Annotated in this window: 22 protein-coding genes and 1 other RNA gene; 9 read left to right on the top strand and 14 right to left on the bottom strand. The window is 65.4% G+C overall.

Annotated features, from left to right (window positions below):
* Positions 1–96 precede the first annotated feature (96 nt).
* On the top strand, positions 97–849 hold the full coding sequence (locus XdyCFBP7245_RS23780; RefSeq protein WP_146091669.1) for a hypothetical protein: 753 nt from the start codon (positions 97–99) through the stop codon (positions 847–849).
* Between the two features lie 12 nt (positions 850–861).
* Here the strand turns inward: XdyCFBP7245_RS23780 and trpA are convergent, their stop codons facing one another.
* From trpA to trpB, 3 genes are read right to left on the bottom strand one after another with little or no spacing between them, the layout of a single operon-like run.
* Positions 862–1,677: a tryptophan synthase subunit alpha gene (gene trpA / locus XdyCFBP7245_RS12230; protein WP_104615892.1), complete on the bottom strand. Its 816-nt coding sequence runs from the start codon at positions 1,675–1,677 to the stop codon at positions 862–864.
* Positions 1,674–2,177 carry a hypothetical protein gene (locus XdyCFBP7245_RS12225; protein ID WP_386261452.1) on the bottom strand — a complete coding sequence of 168 codons (504 nt, stop codon included), beginning with the start codon at positions 2,175–2,177 and terminating at the stop codon, positions 1,674–1,676. The genes trpA and XdyCFBP7245_RS12225 overlap by 4 nt, the downstream gene beginning before the upstream one ends.
* Positions 2,178–2,188: 11 nt before the next feature.
* Complete coding sequence (gene trpB, locus XdyCFBP7245_RS12220; protein WP_104615890.1) at positions 2,189–3,406, bottom strand: tryptophan synthase subunit beta; 1,218 nt, start codon at positions 3,404–3,406, stop codon at positions 2,189–2,191.
* 108 nt (positions 3,407–3,514) lie between these two features.
* Here trpB and XdyCFBP7245_RS12215 point away from each other — a divergent pair, with 108 nt between their 5' ends.
* Positions 3,515–4,441 carry a LysR family transcriptional regulator gene (locus tag XdyCFBP7245_RS12215; protein ID WP_104615889.1) on the top strand — a complete coding sequence of 309 codons (927 nt, stop codon included), beginning with the start codon at positions 3,515–3,517 and terminating at the stop codon, positions 4,439–4,441.
* Positions 4,442–4,857: 416 nt separating this feature from the next.
* Here XdyCFBP7245_RS12215 and XdyCFBP7245_RS12210 read toward each other — a convergent pair whose 3' ends face one another.
* The 9 genes from XdyCFBP7245_RS12210 to prmB all read right to left on the bottom strand — a co-directional run bounded on the left by XdyCFBP7245_RS12210 (position 4,858) and on the right by prmB (position 14,010).
* Positions 4,858–5,526 carry a phosphoribosylanthranilate isomerase gene (locus tag XdyCFBP7245_RS12210; RefSeq protein ID WP_104615888.1) on the bottom strand — a complete coding sequence of 223 codons (669 nt, stop codon included), beginning with the start codon at positions 5,524–5,526 and terminating at the stop codon, positions 4,858–4,860.
* Positions 5,523–6,296, bottom strand: coding sequence for a tRNA pseudouridine(38-40) synthase TruA (gene truA / locus XdyCFBP7245_RS12205; RefSeq protein WP_104615887.1), 774 nt, complete (start codon positions 6,294–6,296; stop codon positions 5,523–5,525). The genes XdyCFBP7245_RS12210 and truA overlap by 4 nt, the downstream gene beginning before the upstream one ends.
* Before the next feature lie 176 nt (positions 6,297–6,472).
* Positions 6,473–6,856: a VOC family protein gene (locus XdyCFBP7245_RS12200; protein WP_104615886.1), complete on the bottom strand. Its 384-nt coding sequence runs from the start codon at positions 6,854–6,856 to the stop codon at positions 6,473–6,475.
* Entirely contained in the window at positions 6,853–8,835 is a 1,983-nt protein-coding gene (locus XdyCFBP7245_RS12195) for a type IV pilus assembly protein FimV (RefSeq protein WP_170068626.1), read from the bottom strand. The genes XdyCFBP7245_RS12200 and XdyCFBP7245_RS12195 overlap by 4 nt, the downstream gene beginning before the upstream one ends.
* 516 nt (positions 8,836–9,351) lie before the next feature.
* Positions 9,352–10,377 carry an aspartate-semialdehyde dehydrogenase gene (locus tag XdyCFBP7245_RS12190; protein ID WP_104615884.1) on the bottom strand — a complete coding sequence of 342 codons (1,026 nt, stop codon included), beginning with the start codon at positions 10,375–10,377 and terminating at the stop codon, positions 9,352–9,354.
* Between the two features lie 84 nt (positions 10,378–10,461).
* Positions 10,462–11,520: a 2-hydroxyacid dehydrogenase gene (locus XdyCFBP7245_RS12185; RefSeq protein WP_104615883.1), complete on the bottom strand. Its 1,059-nt coding sequence runs from the start codon at positions 11,518–11,520 to the stop codon at positions 10,462–10,464.
* On the bottom strand, positions 11,513–12,616 hold the full coding sequence (gene aroC / locus XdyCFBP7245_RS12180) for a chorismate synthase (RefSeq protein WP_104615882.1): 1,104 nt from the start codon (positions 12,614–12,616) through the stop codon (positions 11,513–11,515). The genes XdyCFBP7245_RS12185 and aroC overlap by 8 nt, the downstream gene beginning before the upstream one ends.
* Positions 12,606–13,094 carry a hypothetical protein gene (locus XdyCFBP7245_RS12175; RefSeq protein ID WP_104615881.1) on the bottom strand — a complete coding sequence of 163 codons (489 nt, stop codon included), beginning with the start codon at positions 13,092–13,094 and terminating at the stop codon, positions 12,606–12,608. The genes aroC and XdyCFBP7245_RS12175 overlap by 11 nt, the downstream gene beginning before the upstream one ends.
* Positions 13,084–14,010 (bottom strand): 50S ribosomal protein L3 N(5)-glutamine methyltransferase, encoded by a 927-nt coding sequence (gene prmB, locus XdyCFBP7245_RS12170; RefSeq protein ID WP_104615880.1) that lies wholly within the window; start codon positions 14,008–14,010, stop codon positions 13,084–13,086. Before prmB ends, XdyCFBP7245_RS12175 begins: the two co-directional genes overlap by 11 nt.
* 80 nt (positions 14,011–14,090) lie before the next feature.
* On the opposite strand from prmB, the gene XdyCFBP7245_RS12165 reads away from it, so the two are divergent.
* The 4 genes from XdyCFBP7245_RS12165 to XdyCFBP7245_RS12150 all read left to right on the top strand — a co-directional run bounded on the left by XdyCFBP7245_RS12165 (position 14,091) and on the right by XdyCFBP7245_RS12150 (position 16,868).
* Complete coding sequence (locus XdyCFBP7245_RS12165; protein ID WP_104615879.1) at positions 14,091–14,741, top strand: SCO family protein; 651 nt, start codon at positions 14,091–14,093, stop codon at positions 14,739–14,741.
* Positions 14,738–15,586, top strand: coding sequence for an archaetidylserine decarboxylase (gene asd, locus XdyCFBP7245_RS12160; protein ID WP_104615878.1), 849 nt, complete (start codon positions 14,738–14,740; stop codon positions 15,584–15,586). The genes XdyCFBP7245_RS12165 and asd overlap by 4 nt, the downstream gene beginning before the upstream one ends.
* A gap of 160 nt (positions 15,587–15,746) precedes the next feature.
* The gene (locus XdyCFBP7245_RS12155; protein ID WP_228323050.1) at positions 15,747–16,730 is read left to right on the top strand and encodes a hypothetical protein; all 984 of its coding nucleotides are present in this window, start codon (positions 15,747–15,749) and stop codon (positions 16,728–16,730) included.
* 61 nt (positions 16,731–16,791) lie between these two features.
* Positions 16,792–16,868: non-coding RNA, sX9 sRNA (locus tag XdyCFBP7245_RS12150), on the top strand.
* A 44-nt stretch (positions 16,869–16,912) separates the two neighbouring features.
* Here the strand turns inward: XdyCFBP7245_RS12150 and XdyCFBP7245_RS12145 are convergent.
* Complete coding sequence (locus tag XdyCFBP7245_RS12145) at positions 16,913–18,493, bottom strand: transglycosylase SLT domain-containing protein (protein ID WP_104615876.1); 1,581 nt, start codon at positions 18,491–18,493, stop codon at positions 16,913–16,915.
* A 283-nt stretch (positions 18,494–18,776) separates the two neighbouring features.
* Between XdyCFBP7245_RS12145 and XdyCFBP7245_RS12135 the strand changes: the two genes are divergently transcribed.
* Positions 18,777–20,282 carry a helicase HerA-like domain-containing protein gene (locus tag XdyCFBP7245_RS12135; protein ID WP_104615875.1) on the top strand — a complete coding sequence of 502 codons (1,506 nt, stop codon included), beginning with the start codon at positions 18,777–18,779 and terminating at the stop codon, positions 20,280–20,282.
* A gap of 30 nt (positions 20,283–20,312) precedes the next feature.
* Positions 20,313–20,870, top strand: coding sequence for a hypothetical protein (locus tag XdyCFBP7245_RS12130; protein ID WP_104615874.1), 558 nt, complete (start codon positions 20,313–20,315; stop codon positions 20,868–20,870).
* Positions 20,871–20,940: 70 nt separating this feature from the next.
* On the opposite strand, the gene nudK is transcribed toward XdyCFBP7245_RS12130, so the two are convergent.
* Entirely contained in the window at positions 20,941–21,540 is a 600-nt protein-coding gene (nudK, locus tag XdyCFBP7245_RS12125; RefSeq protein WP_104615942.1) for a GDP-mannose pyrophosphatase NudK, read from the bottom strand.
* 433 nt (positions 21,541–21,973) lie between these two features.
* Between nudK and XdyCFBP7245_RS12120 the strand changes: the two genes are divergently transcribed.
* Positions 21,974–23,248, top strand: a complete 1,275-nt coding sequence (locus XdyCFBP7245_RS12120; protein WP_170068625.1) for a hypothetical protein — start codon at positions 21,974–21,976, stop codon at positions 23,246–23,248.
* Positions 23,249–23,279 lie beyond the last annotated feature (31 nt).

Genomic DNA, 23,279 nt, shown 5'->3' with positions numbered 1-23,279 from the left:
CGTGGCTGGAGTGCTTCAGCAACCATACGCATGCTTAAATGCGCATCGCACAAACGGAACAAGCCTCCTAGCAGCCTCAGTGAACAAGGATCGATCATGAAAACCCCGGCATGCATTGCAGCTCTCTTACTCCTGGTCTCCGTTACCGGTAGCAGCCAAGCCCAGGTAAAGATGTGCGGGACCGAGACCAGCGCACCGCTTCCAAGCAAGACGACGTCGCACATCAATCCAGATGGCTCGATGACAATAAGGGTGCCTGCTGGCTGGTTCATGTTTACCCAGGAAAAAGGTGTCTGGGAAATCAGTCCGACCGCTGTCCTGACCTGCGCATGTCCTGGAGGATCTGGATGCAGCCCCACGTTACTTCCCAATGGCCAGACTTTCTGCGCAATGAGCTCAGACTGCACACAATGCAACCGTGGCGGAAGCACAGCTATGTATCCGGTTCCGCAAGATCAAATCGGCGTAACCTTCGCCAGTGCTGATGAAATCAAACGCTTGCCGCGGGTCGATGCCCGCTTTTTGTCGGTGCCCGATGTTAGAAAGGATCTACTTGCATTCAAAAAGACCCTGGGCATTCCGGTGGAAGCTGGCGGGCGCGATGCCGTGTGGATCCGCGTATATGGCTATGTCGCACCGATGGATATCCCCGATGGCTATCAGATCCCCATGACTGGCTCTGCAACTGAGAATATGGCACTAGGCTTGCTGGCAAGCCAATCCATTCAGGTCCCTTCTGCCGCAGTAAAATGTAGTTGCACCAGCGGCGGAAGTTGCAAGGCTGAGTCCAATTTCGGGGTTAAGGTATGCAATGCAGCTGCCTGCGCAACCTGCAGCATGACTTATTGATCGCATTGCACATCAACGGTCCAGCGCCTGCCGCAGCGGGGCCAGGAAGGCTTCGGCGCGTTCGCGGGCGCTGCGCACATCCTCGGCTTCGGCCAGGGCCGCGACCAGCGCGCTGCCGACCACGACGCCGTCGGCATCGACCGCCATTGCAGCTGCGCTGGCAGCGTCCTTGATGCCGAATCCCGCCACCACCGGCGCGCCGGCGCGTTGGCGCAGCTGGCGCAGGCGGTCGCTGGCGGCGTGGGTATCGAGCAGATTCGACGCGCCGGTCACGCCGGCAAAGCTGACGTAGTACAGATAGCCCTGCGCGGTGCTGCACAACATGTCCAGGCGTTGCTCGCTGGTGGTCGGCGAGGCCAGCGCGATCAGCGCCAGTCCGACCTCGGTGAAGATTTCGCGGGTTTCTGCTGCCTCTTCCGGCGGCAGGTCGACCAGCAGCACGCCATCCACACCGGCAGCGACGGCGGCTTCGGCGAAGCGGCGCGTGCCGTGGATTTCGATCGGGTTGAGGTAGCCCATCAGCACCACCGGGGTGGTGGCGTCTTCGCGGCGGAATTCGTGCACCGCTTCCAGCACGTAGGCCAGGCCGGCGCCACGCCCCAGCGCGCGCTCGGAGCTGCGCTGGATAGTGGGGCCATCGGCCATCGGGTCGGAAAACGGAACGCCCAGTTCGATCACGTCGGCACCGGCGCGCACCAGCGCGTGCATCACCGGCACGGTAGCTTCCAGCGATGGGTCGCCGGCAGTGATGAAAGGAATCAGTGCCTTGCGGCCGGCCTGACGCAGGGCGTCAAACCGCACAGCGATACGGCCTGGCGCGCGGCTCATGCGCAGCCCTCCACCAGTTGCACGGCGTCCCAGCGTCCCCAATACATCGATGTCACAGTGCCTTCTCCGGTTTCATAGCGAACGGCGAACCCGCCTTGCGGGTCGTGCCAGGTCAGATAAAGATCGTTGCCGCCGTCGCGGCCGTATTTATGCGGTTGGACGCTGTAACCCGCCGGCAGGCGCGCCCGCGCGTCGGCTTCGCTGTCGCCCACCTGGATGCCGAACGGGCCCACCGCGCCGGGGTCGTTGACGTCGAAACGGACGATGCGATCGGCTTCGACCATCATCGCCACGCCGCTGGGCAACAGCCCACCTTCCACATGGCCGCACTGCCCAAGAGGCCCCGCGTTGAGCGGTGCCCAGTGCGCACGTGGCTCCAGCTCACTGAAGCGCTGGCCAATGCGCACCGCACCACTGCGATCCAGCGCGGGCGCAGGCGGCGCAGCAAAGGCCAGCGCAGACATGCACAGCAGTGCCACACCACCGCCCAGCGTGCGCATCTGCGCTGCGATCACAGCACCATGCCCTCGCGCGCGGCGATGGTGTGCACATCCTTGTCGCCACGCCCGGACAGGTTGCACAGGATCAGCGCGTCCTTGGGCATCTCGCGCGCCAGCTTGATCGACTGCGCCACTGCGTGGCTGGATTCCAGCGCCGCGAGAATGCCCTCGGTGTGCGCCAGCAGATGGAAGGCGGCCATCGCCTCGTCATCGGTGATGCCCTGATACACGGCGCGCCCACTGTCGGACAAAAACGCGTGCTCGGGGCCGACGCCGGGGTAATCCAGGCCGGCGGAGATCGAATGGGTTTCGGTGATCTGGCCGTCGTCGTCGCAGATCACGTAGGTGCGGTTGCCGTGCAACACGCCGGGGCGTCCGGCAGCGATGGACGCGGCATGGCGGCCGGTGGCGATGCCGTCGCCGGCGGCTTCGGCGCCGTAGATCTTGACGCCGGGGTCGTTGAGAAACGCGTGGAACAGGCCGATGGCATTGCTGCCGCCACCGACGCAGGCGCTGATCGCATCCGGCAGGCGGCCATAGTCCTGCAGCATCTGCTCACGTGCTTCGCGGCCCACGATCGCGTTGAAGTCGCGCACCATGCGCGGATACGGGTCCGGGCCGGCCACCGTGCCGATGATGTAGAAGGTGTCGCGCACATTGGTGACCCAGTCGCGCATCGCTTCGTTGAGCGCGTCCTTGAGCGTGGCCGAGCCGGAGGTCACCGGAATCACCTTCGCGCCCAGCAGCTGCATCCGGTAGACGTTGATCTTCTGCCGTTCGATGTCGGTGGCGCCCATGTAGACCACGCACTCCAGGCCCAGCCGTGCCGCCACCGTGGCACTGGCCACGCCATGCTGGCCGGCGCCGGTCTCGGCGATGATGCGGGTCTTGCCCATGCGGCTGGCCAGCTGGGCCTGACCGATGGTGTTGTTGATCTTGTGCGCGCCGGTGTGGTTCAGGTCTTCGCGCTTGAGCAGGATTTGCGCTCCGCCCACCTCGCGACTGAGCCGCTCGGCATGGTAGATCGGGCTGGGCCGGCCGACGTAATGCTTGAGGTCCTTGTCGTATTCGGCGATGAACGCCGGGTCCTGACGCGCCTGATCGTAGGCGGCAGAGAGTTCCTGCAACGGGCCGATCAAGGTTTCGGCGACAAATCGGCCGCCGAACTTGCCGAAATGGCCGGCAGCATCCGGATAGGCGTAAAAGTCACTGATGGGCTGGGCCGACATGGAGATCCTCTGCAGCGAATGCGGTCATACGCGAAGCCGCTACCTTATCGCAGCCGGGCAGCGCGATAAATCGATAAGATTGCCGCAACCTGTGATCTGGACTCACACATGAGCACCGTGCTTCCACCGTTGGCGGCGCTGCGCGCCTTCGAGGCCGCCGCACGCCTGCAAAGCGTCAGCCGCGCCGCGCAGGAGCTGCACGTCACCCATGGCGCCATCAGCCGCCACGTCCGTTCGCTGGAACAGGCGCTGGGCGCGGCGCTGTTCGCCCGCCAGGGTCGCGGCCTGGTGCTGACGGCTGCGGGCGCCCGCCTGCGCGATGCTACCGGCGAGGGCTTCGCGCTGATCGCCGATACCTGGGCCGCGTTGCGACGCCCGGCCAGCGAGGCCCCGCTGGTGCTGGGCTGCTCCGGCAGCCTGCTGGCGCGCTGGGTGATTCCGCGACTCGGCCTGCTGCAGCGCGACCTGCCCGACCTGCGCCTGCACCTGTCGGCCAACGAACAACCGCCCGGCCCGGACCTGGACGGCCTGGACGCCGCCTTGCTGTTGGACACCCCGCCGTGGCCCGGGGAATGGCAGGTGCATGAACTGGGCGTGGAATGGATCGGCCCGGTGCTGAGTCCGCAGCTGGCCAGCGCGCTGCAGATCGACGGAAAATCTCCGGGCGCCCTGCGCGACCACCGCCTGCTGCACACGCGTTCGCGACCGCAAGCCTGGCCGGAATGGGCGCAGGCGCATGGCGTGGCGCCCGACGCGCTGCGCTTCGGCACCGAGTTCGAGCATCTGGTGTATTTGCTGGAAGCTGCAGCCGCCGGCCTGGGCATCGCCATCGCCCCCTACCCGCTAGTTGCCGCAGATCTGGCGGCCGGGCGCCTGCTGGCGCCGTGGGGATTCACCGTCACACGCGGGCGCTGGGTGCTGTGCGCCGCCAGGCGCAATCCGGACCCACGCATCGAACGCCTTGCCGGCTGGCTAGGCGAGGCATTGGCCAAGGATCAGTTCACGCCAACGACGCCGAGTAGGGGAGAAGCCTGAGCTTCCATCACGAAATCGCCTCGCCAAGCAATGCGCAAGCGCGGCTAACGAACCGTAACGAGTAGTCGTGGGAATGGGTGTGGACGGCACGCTTTGAACCGGAGGGCACGCGTATCACATGCCGGAACGAGCAGCGGACGCTACTGCCGACGATGAGCGCAGCAGCTTTATCAGCTGCACTGAAGCCGGCTGCGCGCGTTACAAGACGAGCGCAGCGGCTCAAGGGATTTGCGGGGATCAAAGAGTCTGGGCAGACGGCCAGGTGGCGAATGAACGAATGAACGAATGAACGAATGACTGGGTGCGACCGCTCGCCATTAACAAACACGAGCCACAAGCAGCCGTCCACAACCGATCACACCGGCGCAGCAAGCCCGCTCTTACCAATCCCCAATCCCAACTCACCAATCCCCAACCTACGACATCTCGTGGCAATCGGCTCGCCGCACTTCTTCCACGAACTTGCGCATCTTGTGGCCGTCCTTGATGCCGGGGGCCAGCTCCACGCCGCTGGACACATCCACGCCCCACGGCAACGTGGCAACGATCGCGTCGAACACATTGTCGGCCGTGATGCCGCCGGCAAGCAGGAACGGGCGATGCAACCCGGTGGGCAGGCGCGACCAGTCGAACGTCTTGCCGGTGCCACCGCCAGCCCCAGGCGCATGACTGTCGAACAGGAAGCCGGCCGTATTGGGAAAGGCCAACTGCAAGGTACGTGCGTTGGCGTCCTCGCCGTTGACCCCGGCGCTGCCCATCGGCACGGCCTTGAGGTAGGGCAGATTGAAGCTGCGGCAGAACGCGTCGTCTTCCTCGCCGTGGAATTGCAGCAGCGTCGGGCGCACGGTACGCACCACCTCGCGCACTTCTTCCTTGGAGTTGTTGCGGAACAAGGCCACCACATCGACCATCGGCGCGGTGGCCTGGCGCATTGCGCGCGCTTCGGCGGGCGCCACGCGGCGCGGGCTGCCGTGCGCGAAGATGAAACCCACCGCGTCCACACCCAGCTCCCCGGCCAGTCGGATGTCTCCGGCGCGGGTCATGCCACAGAACTTGATACGGGTGCGGTACAGCGATCGATTCATTGGGTCACCTCGGCAGGCAGATGCCACTCTGCAGGATACAGGGGCCCGATAAACACCAGGCCTTGTGGCGGCGCTGTCGGCCCGGCAACCGTGCGGTCGCGCCCGGCGAGCAACGTCGCGATCCAGTCGGTCGGTTGCTCGCCGGTTCCGATCAAAATCAGCGAGCCAACAATATTCCGCACCATGTGATGAAGGAATGCATTGGCCTGTACCTGCACCTCCACGACCTCGCCGATGCGCTGCACGGTGATGGCCTGCAGGTTGCGGCGCGCATGCAGTGCCTGGCACTGCACGCTACGGAAGGCGCTGAAGTCGTTTTCGCCCAATAGCGCCTGCGCGGCGGTATGCATGGCCTCGGCATCGAGCGGCCGACGCTCCCAGCTCAGCGTCTGTCGATACAGCGCCGGGCGGATCTGACGATTCAGCAGGCGGTAGCGATAGCGGCGCGCACGCGCGGAAAACCGCGCATGAAAATCGTCGGCGGCCGGCACGCACCAGCGCACTGCGATCGACGGCGGCAGCCGCGCGGTGGTGCCCAGCATCCAGCCACGCGGTTCGCGCCGCGCGTCGCTGTCGAAATGCACCACCTGGCATTCGCCATGGACGCCGGCATCGGTGCGCCCCGCACAGATCACCTGGATCGGCGCGTCGGCGACCGACGACAACGCCGCCTGCACGCTGGCCTGCACGCTCGGCCCGCCGTGCTCGCCCAACTGCTGCCAGCCCTGAAACTCGCTGCCGTCGTACTCCACGCCCAGCGCGTAACGCATCGGTACCTGCCTGTTGATTGAATCGGTGAAGCGTCTGCATCACATGTTGCGAACCGCCAAAGCGCACAGTCGATCAGTGACACCGACAGCGCGCTACGGGTGCTGCGGGTGCATGGTACAGCCGGTGACGGTGCCAACAGCGCCTGTCGGCAATACGCCATCATCCACCGCTGGCGTCAAGCCGCGGCGCGCTCGGACCACACCGCCAGCGTGCTGCCGCCGGGCTCGCGGAAATGAAACCGGCTGCCACCGGGAAAGCCGAACACCGGCTTGACGATCTCGCCGCCTGCCGCGCGCACGCGCTCCAGCATCGGGACCAGGTCGTCGGCATATAGCACCACCAACGGGCCACCTTCTGCCGGGGCGGGCACCGTGGTGCGATAAAAGCCGCCGTCCAGACGGCCGTCGTTGAAGGCCAGGTAGTCCGGGCCATAGGCCTGAAACTGCCAGCCGAACACGGTTTCGAAGAAGGTCCGGCTGGCATCGGGATCGATGGAGGCGAACTCCACGTAATCGATCCGCCGCTCGCGCACCGTGACGCTATCCATGGCCGGGCTCACGCCAGCTGTTCCAGCAATTGCGCCGCTTCGGCGCGAGTGGCGTCATCGCCGGTGGCAGCGACTTCGAGCAACAGACCGCGTGCGGTGTCCTTGTCGCCCAGGTCCATGTAGGCCACCGCCAATTCCAGGCGATCACGCCCGGCCGAGGCGAATTCCCTCTGACTCACCGCATTGGGCGTCCCCACCGGGACGACCGGGGCCTGCTCGACATCGTCGGGATGCTGCAGCACGTGATTGAAGTCGAAGCCGTCCTGGACAGAGGCAGCCGCTGGCGCCGATGGGCGCTCGCCAAGGGCGTACTGCGGTTCGATCTGCGGCGACGACACATCAGAGTCCTGAGCAACCTCAGGTTCCTGATAGGCCACTTCGAGCTCCGCCACCGGCGCCGGCGGGGTCGCGCGTAGCGCACGCCATTCGTCGCTGTTGATCACTGGAGCCATAGCCACCGGTTCGGACAGCAGTGGTTCGCGACGCAACACGTCCGACAGCGGCGTTTGCGCATCATGAGCGCGCTCGTCCTCGCGCAGGTTGGCCTGTTCGAATTCGGTTTCATGCAGCACATCGTGCTCGCTGGGCTCGGTGGCCTGCGCGTCGTCCTGCTGCTCGGTGGTCTCCACTGGAGCCAGGGGCGGTGCGAAGTCGAACTGCCGGCGCGGCAACGGCGGCAGCGGCGAGGGTTTGCGCCGACGCGCCGCCAGCCATGCGACCACGGCCGCCACGATCAGCACCAGCGCTCCGATCAACCACAGCGGAAAGCCGCCGCCTTGCGGGGTGGTCTGCGGCGCATCGGCCAGACGCTTCTGCGCGGCTGCCAGGTCGGTGTCCTTCATGGCGATCAAGGCTTGCTGTTGCTGCTTGAGCTTTTCCAGATCGGCCACGCGCGAGCGCAGGTCCTGCAATTCCGCATCGCGGGTGGCGATGTCTTCCTTGGCCTGTTGCAACTGTTGGTTGGCCGCCATCTCGCCCTCGCCTTCGGCACTGGTGCCGGACGTGGCGCCGGCGGTGTTGGTCTGACTCGCCACTGCCGGGGCGATTTCGAGCCGCGCGCCGGCACCGGCCGCGGTGGATGCCGCCGGTGCGGCAGGGGCAGGCGTCGCTGCAGCAGCCGCACCGGCATCGGCAGGCTGCGGAATGGCCGAGCGCGCCTGCCGCCACTGGGCAGCCTGCTCGCGCACCATCACCGCCGCTTCGGCCGCACCCACCTGCGCCAGCGCGTCTTCTTGCGGCGTGCGCAACACGACGCCCTGTTTCAAGCGATTGATGTTGCCGTTGACGAAGGCGTCCGGATTGGTCCGCAGCAACGCCAGCATGGTCTGATCCAGCGAATGCCCGCTGGAGCGTGCCAGGCCCGCTGCAATTTCCGACAAGGTCTGGCCCGAGCGCACGGCCGGCAATGCATCGCCGGCCTGCGTGGCAGCGGGCGCGGTTGCGGCGGCACGCGTCGGCGCAGGCGCAGCGCCAGCGTCCCGATCAGCGCGTTCCACCGCCGGAGCCGCCGCCGGCTCGCGTGCAATCTCGCGTGCAATGGTGTTGCTGGCGCCGGCACGCGGCGCGTCGATGGCCGGTTCGGCAATCGCGGCAGCGGTGTTGGGCGCATCGACCAGCGCGGCATATTCGCGCACCAGACGGCCCTGGCTCCACTCCACTTCGATCAAAAAATTGATCGCTGGCTGGTCCACCGGCTGACTGCTGGTCACGCGGATTACCGCACGCCCGCGCGCGTCCTGCGCGAACTGGAACTGCAGGCTGCTGACCAGTCCTTGCGGCCGCTCCAGCCCGACGCGCGCAAAGGTGGTTGCCGATGCCAGCGCCACGCGTGCGTTGTCGAGCTCGCCCGGCTCGTTGGAAATGACCGGAATCTCGGCCACCAACGGTTGCCCGGGTTTGGACAGCACCCGGATATCGCCCAAGCCCAACGCCATGGCGGCGCCGCTGCATGCCATCAACAGCAACGCACCTATCCCTTGTATCGGACGCATCGCGCCCCTGCCCCTATGTGTCATGGGCATCAATATAGCCGCTGAATGAGCGAAAAAGTCGTTCGTGCCTCGCGCATGCGCCGCGCTTGCGATGCCGCAATGCGACATCGGTGCAGCTGCGCAGCTGCGGGCGGTGAATCGGTAGACCGATCAGCCCATCACTTAAGAAGGAAGAAGACCCGCTGCGGCTGCTGCGGGGTGCGCGTAGAGCGCAGCAGCTTCGACTGCTGCCTCGATCGATATCGGCTTGTGCAGAGCACGAGTTGGGCCAACCCGGGCTTCATTCGAAAGCGAAGTGCAGTGCAGTGCAGTGCAGTGCAGTGCAGTGCAGTGCGATCAGTCTTCGCCGCCAATGCATGTCACATGCGAGCGCCTTCTTAAGACAGGCACTTTCTTACCCCGACACCAGGTCGTCAAAAGCTTCAAGCCGCCAGCTCGTGCAGGAGCGCACCTGGGCGCGACGAGCCGTCAGAGGGACAGCCTTCGCGCTCAGGCGCGCTCCTACAGAGCAGTGGATCAACCTTCCTGTGCGACCAGTTCAGCCAGCTGCACGGCGTTGAGTGCGGCGCCCTTGCGGATATTGTCGGAGACGATCCACAGATTGAGACCACGCGGGTGCGAGAAGTCCTCACGAATACGGCCGACGAACACTGCATCCTTGCCCGAGGCATGTGTCACCGGCGTCGGGTAGCCGCCCGCCTTGTGCTCGTCCACCACTTCCACGCCCGGCGAGGCTTCCAGCAGCGCGCGCGCGGCTTCGACGGTGATCTTTTCGCGGGTCTCGATGGCGACCGCTTCGGAGTGGCCGAAAAACACCGGCACGCGTACCGCGGTGGGATTCACCTGGATGTTCTCGTCGCCCAGGATCTTGCGGGTCTCCCAGACCAGCTTCATCTCCTCCTTGGTGTAACCGTTGTCCTGGAAGTCGTCGATGTGCGGGATCAGATTGAAAGCGATCTGCACCGGGAAGCGCTGCGGGTCGATTTGCTGGAAGCTCAACAGCTCGCTGGTCTGCTTGCCCAGTTCTTCCATCGCCGAGCGGCCGCCGCCGGACACCGACTGGTAGGTCGCCACGTTGATGCGCTCGATGCCGTACTTGCGGTGAATCGGCCCCAGCGCCACCAGCATCTGCATGGTCGAGCAATTGGGATTGGCGATGATGCCGCGCGGGCGCTGCTTGAGCGCTTCGGGATTGACTTCCGACACCACCAGCGGCACATCGTCGTCGTAGCGGAACGCGGAGGAATTATCGATCACCACCGCGCCGGCCGCGGCGAACTTGGGGCCGTATTCCTTGGACACGCTGCCGCCTGCGGAGAACAGCGCGATGTCCACGCCGGTCGGGTCGAAGTCGGCCAGATCCAGCACGTCGACCTTGCCGCCATTGAACTCGACCTGCCCACCGGCCGAGCGCGCCGAGGCCAGCGCGTACAAGTTGGCGACCGGAAAGTTGCGCTCGGCCAGGATGCTCAGCATGGTTTCGCCGACAGCGCCGGTGGCGCCCACGACCGCGACATTGAAACGACGGTTTTCGTTGCTCATGAGAATGTCTTTATCGAAAGAGTGAAGAGGGGAACGCGCTGCGCGTGGGTTCGGGGAACCTCCAACGCTGGCTGTGGAGGTTCCCTATCGTTTGGTCGCGCCGGTTTTGCTGGCGTCCACGATCGTGCCTCCGCGTTTGGCGGCTGCGATCGCATCGGCATTGAGCGCGCTCGGCGGATGCCCGGCGTTGGGGCCATGGCCAAGCGCGGCAATCAGGTTGTCCACCGCCAGCTGCACCATGGCACGACGCGTGGCCAGGCTGGCGCTGCCGATATGCGGGGTGAGCACCACGTTGTGCAGCGCTAGCAGTTCCGGGCGCACCGCGGGCTCGCCTTCGTAGACATCCAGACCGGCACCGGCAAGACGCCCATTGGCCAACGCATCGGCCAGCGCGAGCTCATCGACGATGCCGCCGCGCGCGATGTTCACCAGCGTGGCGCTGGGACGCATCTTGGCCAGCGCGGCAGCGTCGATGATGTGGTGCGACTGCTTGCCGTAGGGCAGCACCAGCACCAGGTGATCGGACTGCGCCAGCAAGCTGTCGAGATCGACGTACTGCGCGTTGAGGTCCTGCTCGGTCTGCGCCGCCAACCGGCTACGGTTGTGATATAGCACGCGCATGCCGAAGCCGTGCGCGCCGCGGCGTGCGATGCCCTGCCCGATCCGGCCCATGCCCAGGATACCGAGTGTGCTGCCGTGGATATCGGCACCGAGCATGGTCTTGAACGACCACTGCCCCCACTGCCCGTCGCGCAACCAGCGCTCGGCCTCGGTGATACGGCGCGCGGTGGCCATCAACAACGCAAAGCCCAGGTCGGCGGTGGTTTCGGTCAACACGTCGGGCGTGTTGCTGGCCAGGATGCCGGCCGCGCTCAGCGCGTCGATCTCCAGATTGTTGTAGCCCACACCGACATTGGCGATGGCGCGCAGCTGCGCGGCCGATGCGATTTCGGCCGCGCCCACGCGCTCGTTGAGCGTGATCAGTGCGCCATCGACGCTGGCCAGGTGCGCAGCAAGCTCATGCGACGAATACGCGGTGACGCGCTCGGTGGTGGTCAGCGCGAAATGCGCGCCCAGCTGTTCGACGACGTCGTCGAATAGCGGCTGGCTGACCCACACCTTGGGGCGTGTCGCTTCAGACATCGATCTGACCGGGGATGCGCGGCGAGATCTCGCCGACATCGCCGCATTGCGCGCGATGACGCAGCGCCTGATCCATCAGCACCAAGGCCATCATCGCTTCGGCGATCGGGGTGGCGCGGATGCCCACGCAGGGGTCGTGCCGCCCGGTGGTGATCACATCCACCACGGTGCCGTCCGCGTCCACGGTCGCACCGGGCAGGCGCAGGCTGGAAGTCGGCTTGAGCACCATCGACGCGGTCACCGCCTGGCCGGTGGAAATGCCGCCCAGAATGCCGCCAGCGTGATTGCTGAGAAAGCCTTCCGGGGTGATCAGGTCGCGGTGTTCGGTGCCCTTTTGCGCGGCACTGGCAAAGCCGTCGCCGATCTCCACGCCCTTGACTGCATTGATGCTCATCAATGCGGCAGCCAGCTCGGCATCGAGCTTGCCGTAGATCGGCTCGCCCCAGCCGGCCGGCACACCGCCGGCCACCACGTCCACGCGCGCACCGACCGAATCGCCGGACTTGCGCAACGCGTCCATGTAGGTTTCCAGCTCCGGCACCTGCTCGGCGTGCGGCCAGAAGAACGGGTTGTCTTCGACCGCATTCCAGTCGAAACCGGTCGGGCGGATCTCGCCCAGCTGCGAGAGGTAACCGCGCACCAGCACGCCGTAGCGCTGCTTGAGCCACTTCTTGGCGATGACGCCCGCGGCCACGCGCATGGTGGTTTCGCGCGCGGACGAGCGCCCGCCGCCGCGTGGGTCGCGGATGCCGTATTTCTGCCAGTAGCTGTAGTCCGCGTGGCCGGGGCGGAACTGCTGGGCGATGTTGCTGTAGTCCTTGCTGCGCTGATCGGTGTTGCGGATCAGCAGCCCGATCGGCGTGCCGGTGGTGCGGCCTTCGTACACGCCGGACAGGATCTCGATCTCGTCGGCTTCGCGGCGTGCCGAGGTATGCCGGCTCTTGCCGCTGGCACGGCGTTGCAGGTCCGGGGTGAACTCTTCCGGCGCCAGTTCCAGGCCCGGGGGGCAGCCATCGACAACGCAGCCGATCGCCGGCCCGTGCGATTCGCCGAAGGTGGTGACCGTCAACAGGCGGCCGAAACTGTTACTGCCCATAGCGGCATCCTCTCAACATTGCAGCAGGTGGCAGCGCGCGCACGATGCGCGGCAGATGACGCGCTGCCACCAGCATCGGTGCGACTGCCAACAATCCGCTGAACACCATAAAAAACACGTCCAGCTCGGCATCACGAACGAGCATCCAGTCGACAAGCAGGTAGAGCGCCGCGCCCACCCCACCCAGCAAGCCAAGCGCCACGCCCACGGTGCTGCGCCGATGCGCACGCAATGCCGCATCAGAGCTGCCGGCCAGGATCCAGACCGAAACAAGGCCAAAAAACGCCATCGACCAAAAACCGATCTGCGCCGCCGCGCTCAACCAGCGCTGCGCAGCCGGGCCGCCGTACATCGGGTCGAACAAGCGAAACACCACATCGAGCAGGCCGAACGGAATGGCCGCCCCGAAGACGGACACCGGCGCCAGCAGCACGATATCGATCAGCTGCGGACGCGATGCGGGCGCCTTAGCGCGCACCGGCCAACTCGGTGATGCGCGCGCTGTGCGCGATCAACTCGCGGCATTCCACTGCAAAGATGCCCATCTGCCCAACCTTGAACTCGACCCAGGCCAGATCCACTTCCGGCAGCAGCTTGATCAGATGCTGCTCTGACTCGCCTACCTCACAGATCAACAGGCCGTCTTCGCTCAGGTGCTGCGGCGCGTCGCGCAGGATCTTCAGCACCAGGTCCAGGCCATCGTCGCCGGCACGCAAGCCCAGCTCCGGCTCGTAGGAATACTCCTGCGGCAGTGCGTCGGTCTCGTCGTTGGTCACGTACGGCGGATTGGTGACGATCAGATCGTACTGACGGCCCGCCAGCCCGGTGAACAGGTCGGACGTGAGCAAGGTGACGTTGTCGGCATGCAGGCGCGCCTTGTTTTCGGCGGCCAGCGACAGCGCGTCGTCGCTGATATCCACGCCATCCACCTCCCAGTGCGGGTTGTAGTGGCCCATGGCGATGGCGATGCAGCCCGAACCGGTGCACAGGTCCAGCGCGCGGGTGACTTCGCGGCCGCCCAGCCAGGGCTCGAAGCCGGCTTCGATCAATTCGGCGATCGGCGAGCGTGGCACCAGGGCGCGCGCGTCGCTCTTGAAACTCAGGCCGGCAAACCAGGCTTCGCCGGTCAGATAGGCCGCCGGCACGCGCTCGGTGATGCGGCGCTCGAACAGGCCCAGCACGCGTTCTTTTTCGTCGCGCAGCAGCCGCGCCTGGCCATACGCCGGGCCCAGGTCGTGCGGCAGATGCAGGCTGTGCAGCACCAGTTGGGTGGCTTCGTCCAGCGCGTTGTCGTAGCTGTGACCGAAGGTGAGACCGGCTGCGTTGAAACGGCTGGTGCCGTAGCGGATCAGGTCGATGATGGTGTGCAGTTCGTCGGCCGCGGCGGCAGTCATGGCAACAACTAAAAAGGAATCGGCCCACGATTATAGAGGTCGGATCGGTATCATGAGCGTCCGTTGCACTGGAAACCGCCATGTTCAATCGCAATACCGGCATCGTGCTGCTGGTGGCGCTGGCCGCCGGTCTTGGGTTGTTGCTGGGCCAGAAGTTCTTCGGCGGTGCGCCCCGCTCGCCCTGGCCGCCCACCCAAACCATCACGTTTTACCCGCAGCCGCGCCCCTTGCCGCAGTTCAGCCTGCGCCAGTCCGATGGCACCCAGCTGGTGTCTGGCGAACTGAAAGGGCATTGGACGCTGGTGTTTTTGGGTTTCACCTTCTGCCCGGATGTCTGCCCGACCACGCTGACCGATCTGGCGGTGGCGCAGCAGCAGTGGGAAAGCATCCCCGACGGGCTACGCCCGCGCGTGTTGTTCGTGTCGGTGGACCCGCAGCGCGACCCGCCTGCGCGGCTGGGCGAGTACGCTCACGCCTTCCACAAGGACACGCTGGCCGCCACCGCAGACGTGCCGGCGCTGGAACGCTTTGCCACCGCGCTGGGCTTGGTATTCCAGAAGGTGCCGGGCAAGAACTTCGATCAGAACCCCAACGACTACAGCATGGATCACTCGGCCGGCATCGCCGTGCTCGATCCGCAAGGCCGCCTGACCGGCCTGATCCGTCCGCCGCTCGACCCCAAGGCGATTGCCGCCGACCTCCAACAGCTGACCAAGGTAACCGCTCCGTGAGTTTCGTCACTTCCCTGACCTACGTGCTGCCGCATCGGTTGCTGTCCTCCATGGCGCGCGCGCTGGCGTACTCGGACACGCCTTCGACCAAGCAATGGTTGATCGACACGGTGACACGCAAGTTCGGGGTAGACCTGAGCGAAGCGCAGGAACCGGACCCGCGCGCGTACCCCACCTTCAATGCGTTCTTCACCCGTGCCCTGAAGCCGGGCGCACGCGTGCCCGATGCCGACCCGGCAACCGTATTGATGCCGGCCGATGGCCGTATCAGCCAGCTCGGCCCGATCGAGAACGGGCGCATTTTTCAGGCCAAGGGCCAGTCGTTCACTGCAGCCGAATTGCTCGGCGACGCGGCAGCGGCTGCGCCGTTCAACGACGGCCTGTTCGCGACGGTGTATCTGTCGCCCAAGGACTACCACCGCGTCCATATGCCGTGGACCGGTACCCTGCGCGAAACCGTGCATGTGCCCGGCCGCCTGTTCAGCGTGGGCCCGGATGCGGTGCGCAACGTGCCGCGGTTGTTTGCCCGTAACGAGCGCCTGGTGTGCCACTTCGACACCGAGTTCGGCCCGATGGCCTCGGTGATGGTGGGCGCGCTGCTGGTGTCCGGCGTGGAAACGGTGTGGAGCGGCGTGGAAATTCCACGCTATGGCGACCGCATCACGCGCAAGGATTACCGTGGCAAGGGAATCGTCTTGGAGCGGTTTGCGGAGATGGCGCGCTTCAATTACGGCTCGACAGTGATCGTGCTGCTGCCGCCGGGTGTGGCCAAACTCGATGGCGCACTTGCTGCAGAGACGGCGGTGCGTCTAGGCCAAGCGCTCGCACATCGTCAGGTGGGCTGAGCGCAGCGACGCGGTCAGCTACGGTGTTGTTGGTTGTGGTTACTCGTCACCGCAATCCTTTCAAAGCACGTTGCATCGCTGGAAACAGCCAGCGAACGCTGCGCCCGCTTTTTCACCTGCACTTCAAACCGCCGGATATCGGCGGTTTTCAGGATCTTCGATGACAACACGGATGTTGCGCTGGCCGCTGGCGATTGCGCTGCTCACGGCAGTGACCGGTTGCGGCCACAAGAGCGAGCAGCAACAACTGGACGACCTGCGCGGTGGCCTGCAGTACCGGGGCTACCGACACTTCAGTGAGCAGGGCTTACCGATCGCATTTGCGGCGTACCAGCGCGGCAGTGCCCTGCTGGACACCCCGCCCGCGCCGTTGACCGCCGACGACATCTGCATGCTGCACGCCATGCTGTCCTACACGGCGCTATCGGCGAACAAATTGCTGCCAGCAATCGCCGAGGCCGACCTGCTGGAGCGCGATTGCGCTCCCCAGGGGCGCGTGATCGCCACCGCATTGCGCTCGGTGGCCTACGAACGCAAGCAATGGCCACAACTGGCGCAACAGTCCAGCGACAGCCTATGGAAAAACAGTGCCGATCCGGAAGGCGACTTCGCCACCTTGGTGATGCTGCACGTGGTGATGGCCTATGCCGCGATGCAGGACAAACGCTGGGAAAACGTGGTGTTGCATGTCGATGCGATTGCGCTGGCGGTGCGTGCACCGTGGCTGGGCGAACTGGCGCGCGCCGGGCTGGACCTGGCCGAGCACCGTTATCTGGCTGGCTTACGCCGTCTGAAACGGCTCAGCGAAAATCCCGGCGTGCCGCCGGAGGTGCGTGCCGAACTGCACACCTTGATCCTGCATGTGGAAGCCGAGAGCGGCGACCTGGATTCCAATCTGGTCATCGCCCGCATCCTCAGCCGTTTCATGTGGCAGGCGATCAAGCAGAACGGCTCGCCGCTGATGCAGCAGGCGATGCAGTTTGCAGAGCAGCAGGCGCAGCGCTTTGGTCCCGAGGCGTTGCGCCAGAGCTGGCGCGCGCGGTGGACGCAATGGTGGGACGGCCTCAAGGCACGATGGAGCGAGGACAGCGACTCGCCGCCCTCCTCGCAGGCAGGTACGGCACCAGCTGCGCCGCCGACTTAAACGCCGCTGACAAAACGACTGCGCTCGCTGCCAGACGGGCGCAGCCGGTGCTCGGTGCGGCAGGGACCACGCGTACACGTCGTTCCTGAGCGCCCCGTCGATACCCACCTGACGGCTGCTCGCTACGTTTTTTCAGCCGCTCCAAGTGAGGTGCTGCAATCTGCGATCGCAGCACCTCACACTCAGCGGTCGCAGCCCGCCAGCTTGATGCTCTGCCCCGGCTTGAGTGCGTAGCTCGGTGCCTTCAGGCCATTGGCCTTGGCCAGTTCCTTGATCTCGCACTGGTACTTCTGCGCCACGCGGCCGAGCGTGTCGCCCTTGGCGATGGTGTAGCTGCGCGCCTGCTTCGCCTTCGGTTTGGCGACCGCCGGCTGGCCGGTGGCCACGGTGGTCGGCACGCCGGCCATCGGGCTGACATCGCCCACCGCCACGGTCGGCGTGTACTCGGTTGCGCTGCTGCGCACGATGGCGCTGTTGAGATCGGCAGTGATCAAGGTGCGCGCCAGGTCCGCACGCGGACCGTTCACGCAGTAACGCGTGTACAGGCTGGCGATGCGATTGGTGGCGTTGATGACGGTGCCGGCCGGAATCCAGCCATCGGGTTCATAGCGCGGGTTGAGGTTGCGCAGCGCGCGCATGTAGCCCTCGCGGACGCCCATGCCGCCCAGGCAGATCGTCAGCTCATAGATCGTGGTGGACTTGGCGAGCTTGAGCGTGGCGGGCTGCGCGTCGAGCTTGGGGAAATCGACGCCGTACTGGCGCGGGTGCAGGAAGATCCACGCCGCAGCGATCACCATCGGCACGTAGTCCTTGGTTTCGGCCGGGAACTGGTTGTAGACGTCCTGCTCCCAGAAGCCGCGCCCGCCGGTCTGCGAAAAAACGCGCGCAGCACGCCCTTCGCCACCGTTGTAGGCGGCCAGCGCCAGCTCGATGCTGCGGTTGAGGCCGGCCATGCGCTCGTTGAGATACGCGGCGCTGGCTTCGGCGGCGCTGCGTGCATCGAAACGCGTGTCGAAACCGGTGCCGTCCGGGCCCAGCCCGAAGCGCCGCCCGGTGGCCGGCATGAACTGCATCAGCCCGGCCGCACCGGCGCGCGAATTGGCGTGCACCTTGCCGTTGGATTCCTTGGCCATGATGCCGAACAGCAGCGCCTCGGGCAGGCCGCGCTTCTGCCATTCCGGCCACATCACCCCGCGCAGGCTGCTGTAGTTGTCGTAGCTGGTCATCAACGCCGGGCGCATATCGGTCAGCCAGCGGCGGATGCCGGCCTGCACGGCCGGGTTGTACTGCACCATCTTGTCGAACTCGTGGCGCTGGTCGTTGAGCAGGGTGGCCGCACGCGCCGCCTCGGGCACGCCGTTGGCGACCGGGCCGAGATGATCCGGGTCGGCCTGCAGCAGGGTGTCGTCGTCTTCCGGGTCTTCGGCGGCCGGCGCTTCGGCATCGGTGCGCGCCTTGAGCAGGCGCTTGTAAGTAGCCAGCTGATTGGCCACCAAACAGCCACGCTGCTTGATGCAGGCGTCGATGACGTCCTCCATGTCCTCCAGTGCGGCGTCGCCTTCGGCGGTGCCCTTGGGGTCGGAGTTGTTCACCAGCACCAGCGCATCGCGGTAGCGCTTTTCGGCCGCGGCCATGCGTGTATCGAGCACGGCAGCCTTCTCCGTGTCGCGCTTGGAGATGGCGTGGGCGGCGGGGACGACAGACATCAGCGCCACCACAGCCAGGACAGGCCATGGGCGCAAACCAAAATGAGCGAGCGGCATCGGAGACAGTGCAGCGGAAAGGCAGGCAGGGTAGCCGCCGGGACGACACCGGGGCAAGGCGATGCCGCCGGCAGGTCAGTGGCGCGTTAGCTTGGCGCGCCTGCCCGTTGCAGTGAAAACCGGCGGAGCCGGTTGTCTGGCAGCGGCGCGCACGGTGTCGGCCTTGCTGGAGACAGGCGCCGGCTCGCCGCATCGCCTGGCTGTCAGAACCCATACGTCGCCCACCGATTTGTGCGGCAACGTTGCCCGCTAGAATCCGGTCTTTCCTCACCGGATCTGCCCAATGGCCTCGTTCCTGCTCGGCAAAGGCGTCACCGACGATATTCCGGTCCTGCTCGAAGGCCGCTTCGGCAACCGCCATGGTCTGGTGGCCGGCGCCACCGGGACCGGCAAGACCGTGACCCTGATGACCCTGGCCGAAGGCTTCTCGCGCTTGGGGGTGCCGGTGTTCCTGGCCGATGTGAAAGGCGACGTGGCCGGCTTGGCCGTGGCCGGCGACGGCGCGCCCGGCGTGCTGCAGCGCGCCACGGATGTGGGCATCGCCGACTACGCACCAGCCGCCAGCCCGGTGGTGTTCTGGGACTTGTACGGGCAGCTCGGCCACCCGGTGCGCACCACGGTGAGCGAAATGGGTCCCACCCTGCTCGCCCGCATCCTGGAACTCAACGACACCCAATCCGGCGTGCTGGACATCGTGTTCAAGCTGGCCGACGACCGCGGCCTGTTGCTGCTGGATCTGGACGATCTGCGTGCCCTGCTCGCGCTGGTGGTGGAAGAACGCAAGGAGCTGTCGACCAGTTACGGGTTGGTCTCGGCGCAATCGGTGGCCGCGATCCAGCGCGCGCTGCTGCGGCTGTCGCAGGACGGCGGCGAGCAGTTCTTCGGCGAACCGGCGCTGGAACTGGCCGAGCTGATGCGCGTCGCGCCGGACGGCCGCGGGGTGATCGGTATCCTGGCGGCCAACCAGTTAGTGCTCAAGCCGCGGCTGTATTCGACCTTTCTGCTATGGCTGCTGTCGGAGTTGTTCGAAGGCCTGCCGGAAGTGGGCGATCTGGACCAGCCCAAGCTGGTGTTCGTCTTCGACGAGGCGCATTTGCTGTTCGAAGACGCGCCTGCGGCGCTGGTGCAACGCATCGAGCAGGTGGTACGGCTGATCCGCTCCAAGGGCGTGGGCATCTATTTCTGCTCGCAGTTTCCCGATGACATTCCCGACAACATTCTTGGCCAGCTCGGCAACCGCGTGCAGCATGCGCTGCGTGCCTACACCCCGCGCGACCAGAAAGCAGTCAGGACCGCGGCGCAGACCTTCGTGGCAAATCCCAAGCTCGATGTGGCCACCGCCATCTCCAGCCTGGGCACCGGCGAGGCTCTGGTGTCGCCACTGGAGGGCAAGGGCGTGCCCGCGCCGGTGCAGCAGACCCTGATCGCTCCGCCGCGTTGCCGCATGGGTGCCATCAGCGCACCCGAACGCGCGCAGGTCCGCGCGGCCAGCCCGGTGGGCACACGCTACGACACCGCGATCAACCGCGAATCGGCAGCCGAGCTGTTGGCACGCCGCGTCGAACAGGTCGCCGCGCAGACCGCCGCCCCTCCAGCACGCACGCGCGAGGAGGAGGAAACCCAGGACAGCGGTTTCGGAAAAGCGGTCAAGGACGCGGTGTTCGGCACCGGCCGCCGCCAGGGCATGTTGGAAACGATGGCCAAACAAACATCGCGCACCATCGGCAGCAAGATCGGGCAGCAGATCGTGCGCGGGATTTTCGGCAGTATTCTTGGTGGGAAGCGTTGAGGGCTTTCGAACACGACAAGGACGTAAATCATGCACCGCATCTACCGGTATCGCCGGGGATTTGGCCTATTGCTGCTCATCGCAGCAACCTGCTCCGCACAGCAGTTACGCAATCGCGATTACGACGACACGCCTGGTCACTATGGCTCGATCGAATGGCCATTACGCAGACAGCATCTGCTGGCCGGACATTACAACGGAAACATCCAGGTAACGGTAGATCGAACAGACTGCCCTGCAGCTACTGCAGATTTGCGCCTTGACGCGACCAAAGGACGCCCAGAGAGTCGTCACTACACATTGAGTTACACATGTTTATCGGGAAAGGATCCGGACTCTCGCAAACGAACCGTGACGTTGCGTAGCACCTGGTGGATAGATGAGATCGCAGGTAGCTGCCTGATACTCGAACGGGAGCCGGACGCAGCGCGCAACCCTCCCCTCGCCTATCCGTTATATGGCTTTCGTATCAACGAAAACACACATTCCAAAGCCGTCACGGGCATCCTACTCTCGCAGGATGGCTCAGACTGCCAGAGTGGCGGTGCGTCCGAATACGTCGACAAAACACTCAAACGTGTGCGCTGAGCGCAGCACCACTATCGACTGGCTCCGGCAACCCGCAAGTTGCCGGACGATACAATTGACCGAACTCTGATTACTCCAGCACGCCATGCAATTTGGCGTACTGCAGCAACATGATGGTCTTGGCGTCGGCGATTTCGCCGGAGGCGATCATCGCCAGCGCAGCGTCCAGCGATAGCTCCAACACCTCGATCTCTTCGCCGTCTTCTTCGACCCCGCCACCGTCGCTCACCTTGTCGCCGTCGAAGTATTCGCCGACGAAGAAGTACAAGCGTTCGGTGACCGAGCCCGGGCTCATGAACGCTTCAAATACCTTGCGCACGTTGTCGATGCGGTAGCCGGTCTCTTCTTCGGTTTCCTTGCGGATGCAGGTCAGCGCATCGTCCTGGTCGAGCAAGCCGGCACAGGCTTCGATCAGCATGCCATCCGGGTTGCCATTGAGCAGCGTCGGCAGGCGGAATTGCCGGGTCAGCATCACCGTCTGCCTGGCGCGGCTGTAGAGCAGGATGGTGGCGCCGTTACCGCGGTCATACGCCTCGCGCGACACCGTCTGCCAGCGGCCGTCCTTGCGCTGGAAGTCGAAGGTGACCTTGCGCAGCACATAGCAGTTGTCTGACAGCACATCAATGCTGCGAATGCGAACCTGCGGGGTGTCGGCAACAGATGGATTCAAGCAGAACTCCTTGCGATAGGGGGAATGACTGCGCCACCGCGATTGCACGTCAGCGCGTGCCGCCTGCAGCAACATCGCCACATGGCCGGCAGCCGACCGGTAGCGAACCATAGGTTCTACGCAGAAGTCCATGTGCGCGACCGATGGTTCCTGATGCCCGATGGCTCTCCCGTCGCACTGCGTTCAATCGTTGTGAGCCAGCCACGTGCCGGCGGCACCATCTGCGCTTTTGTGCAGCTCACCACGCAGGTCCCGCGCACGCCGCCTGCCAGCCCCGCGATATTCACGGCGCCAGGCAGTGCAGCCGCAGGATTGCATGCGGCAGACAGCGGATCCCACCCAGTTCGACGTCACCGGGTAGCCGCGATACCCCAATTGCACCCAGCCACGCATCGCCGCACAATCCCGTCACATCACACGCTTGGGGAGCGTCATGGAAGACCGTTTTCGCGCGCACAGGGTTGCTGCGCAGGCTGCGCCCGCACCGTTCTGGACCCGCATCCCGGCGATCGCCACTTATCCGCTGCGCGGCTCGGCGCTGTATGCATTGATCGCACTGACGCTGTGCAGCGCGCTGCTGGTCTTGCCGGGCATCCTCAAACTGGTGGTCATGGGCGTGCTGGGCATGGCGACCTACACCTATGCCTTCGACATCCTGCGCCACACCGCCGATGGCCAGCCCGATGCGCCCCGGCTCGGCTACAACAGCTTCGACAGCGCGGTGCTGCGTCTGATCCTGCTGGCCTTTGCACTGGGCATCGTGATCGGCGTTGCCGCCGCGCTTGCAGGTAAATTCGGGCTGACCATCGCCTATCTAGGCACCATGCTGTTGTTGCCCGGCATGCTGATCTCGCTCGCCATCGATGGCAGCCTGCGCCGCGCGCTCAACCCGGCGGTGTCGATCGACATGGCGCTGCGGATCGGCTGGCCGTATCTGGCCGCCTATGGCCTGCTTTACGTGATCCAGGGCAGCGGCACGGCAGCGGTCTTCGTCGCACTGAAATATCTGCCCCCGCTGGTACGCGAGGCGACGGTGATGATGACCTCGATCTGGACCCTGTTCGCCAGTTTTCATCTGCTCGGGTATCTGGTGTACCAGTACCACGAAGCGCTGGGCTACGTCCCCAGCGGCGGGGATGTGCACGAACGCGCCGACCCGGACCAGCGCCTGCTAGACGAGGCCGAACAGTACGTGCGCGACGGGCATTCCGACGAGGCGTTCCAGGCCCTGCGGGGCGCGGTCCGCTCGCGCGCGGTGAGCCTGGCGGTGCATGAGCTGTATCAACGCCTGCTGCGCCAGCACCATCGCAACGACGAGCTGCGCGAGCACACCCAGCAATACATCAATCGCTTGCTGCAGGAGAAGCAGGAGCGCCGCGCGCTTGCGTTGCAGCGCGAAGCCCTGGACAACGACCCCGCGTTTACTCCGCTCCTGTCCGAACAGGCCACGCTACTCGCCGAGCGCGCCAAGATGGCCGGGCAGTTTCAGCTCGCGACCGATGGGTTGCTGGCCGCCATCGCAGGCTGGCCACGCGATCCGATGCTGCCGAGCTGGTCGCTGGATGCCGGCCTGATGCTGGCCGAGCGTTTCGGCCGCGATGAGCAGGCGCGCGCCATTCTGCAGAACGCGTCGGCGCATTGCGAAGATGCCGCACAACGCGCAAAGCTGGATGCGGCGTTGCGGGCGGTTGCGATCCAACCGGTTTAGCGCATCTAACAAAACGACTGCGCTCACCGCC

Origin of the sequence: Xanthomonas dyei (genome assembly GCF_002939865.1) — a bacterium.
Classification (GTDB): Bacteria; Pseudomonadota; Gammaproteobacteria; order Xanthomonadales; family Xanthomonadaceae; genus Xanthomonas; species Xanthomonas dyei.
Note: the sequence above shows the minus strand (reverse complement) of the source record. Positions and strands in the feature narration are given on the sequence as shown.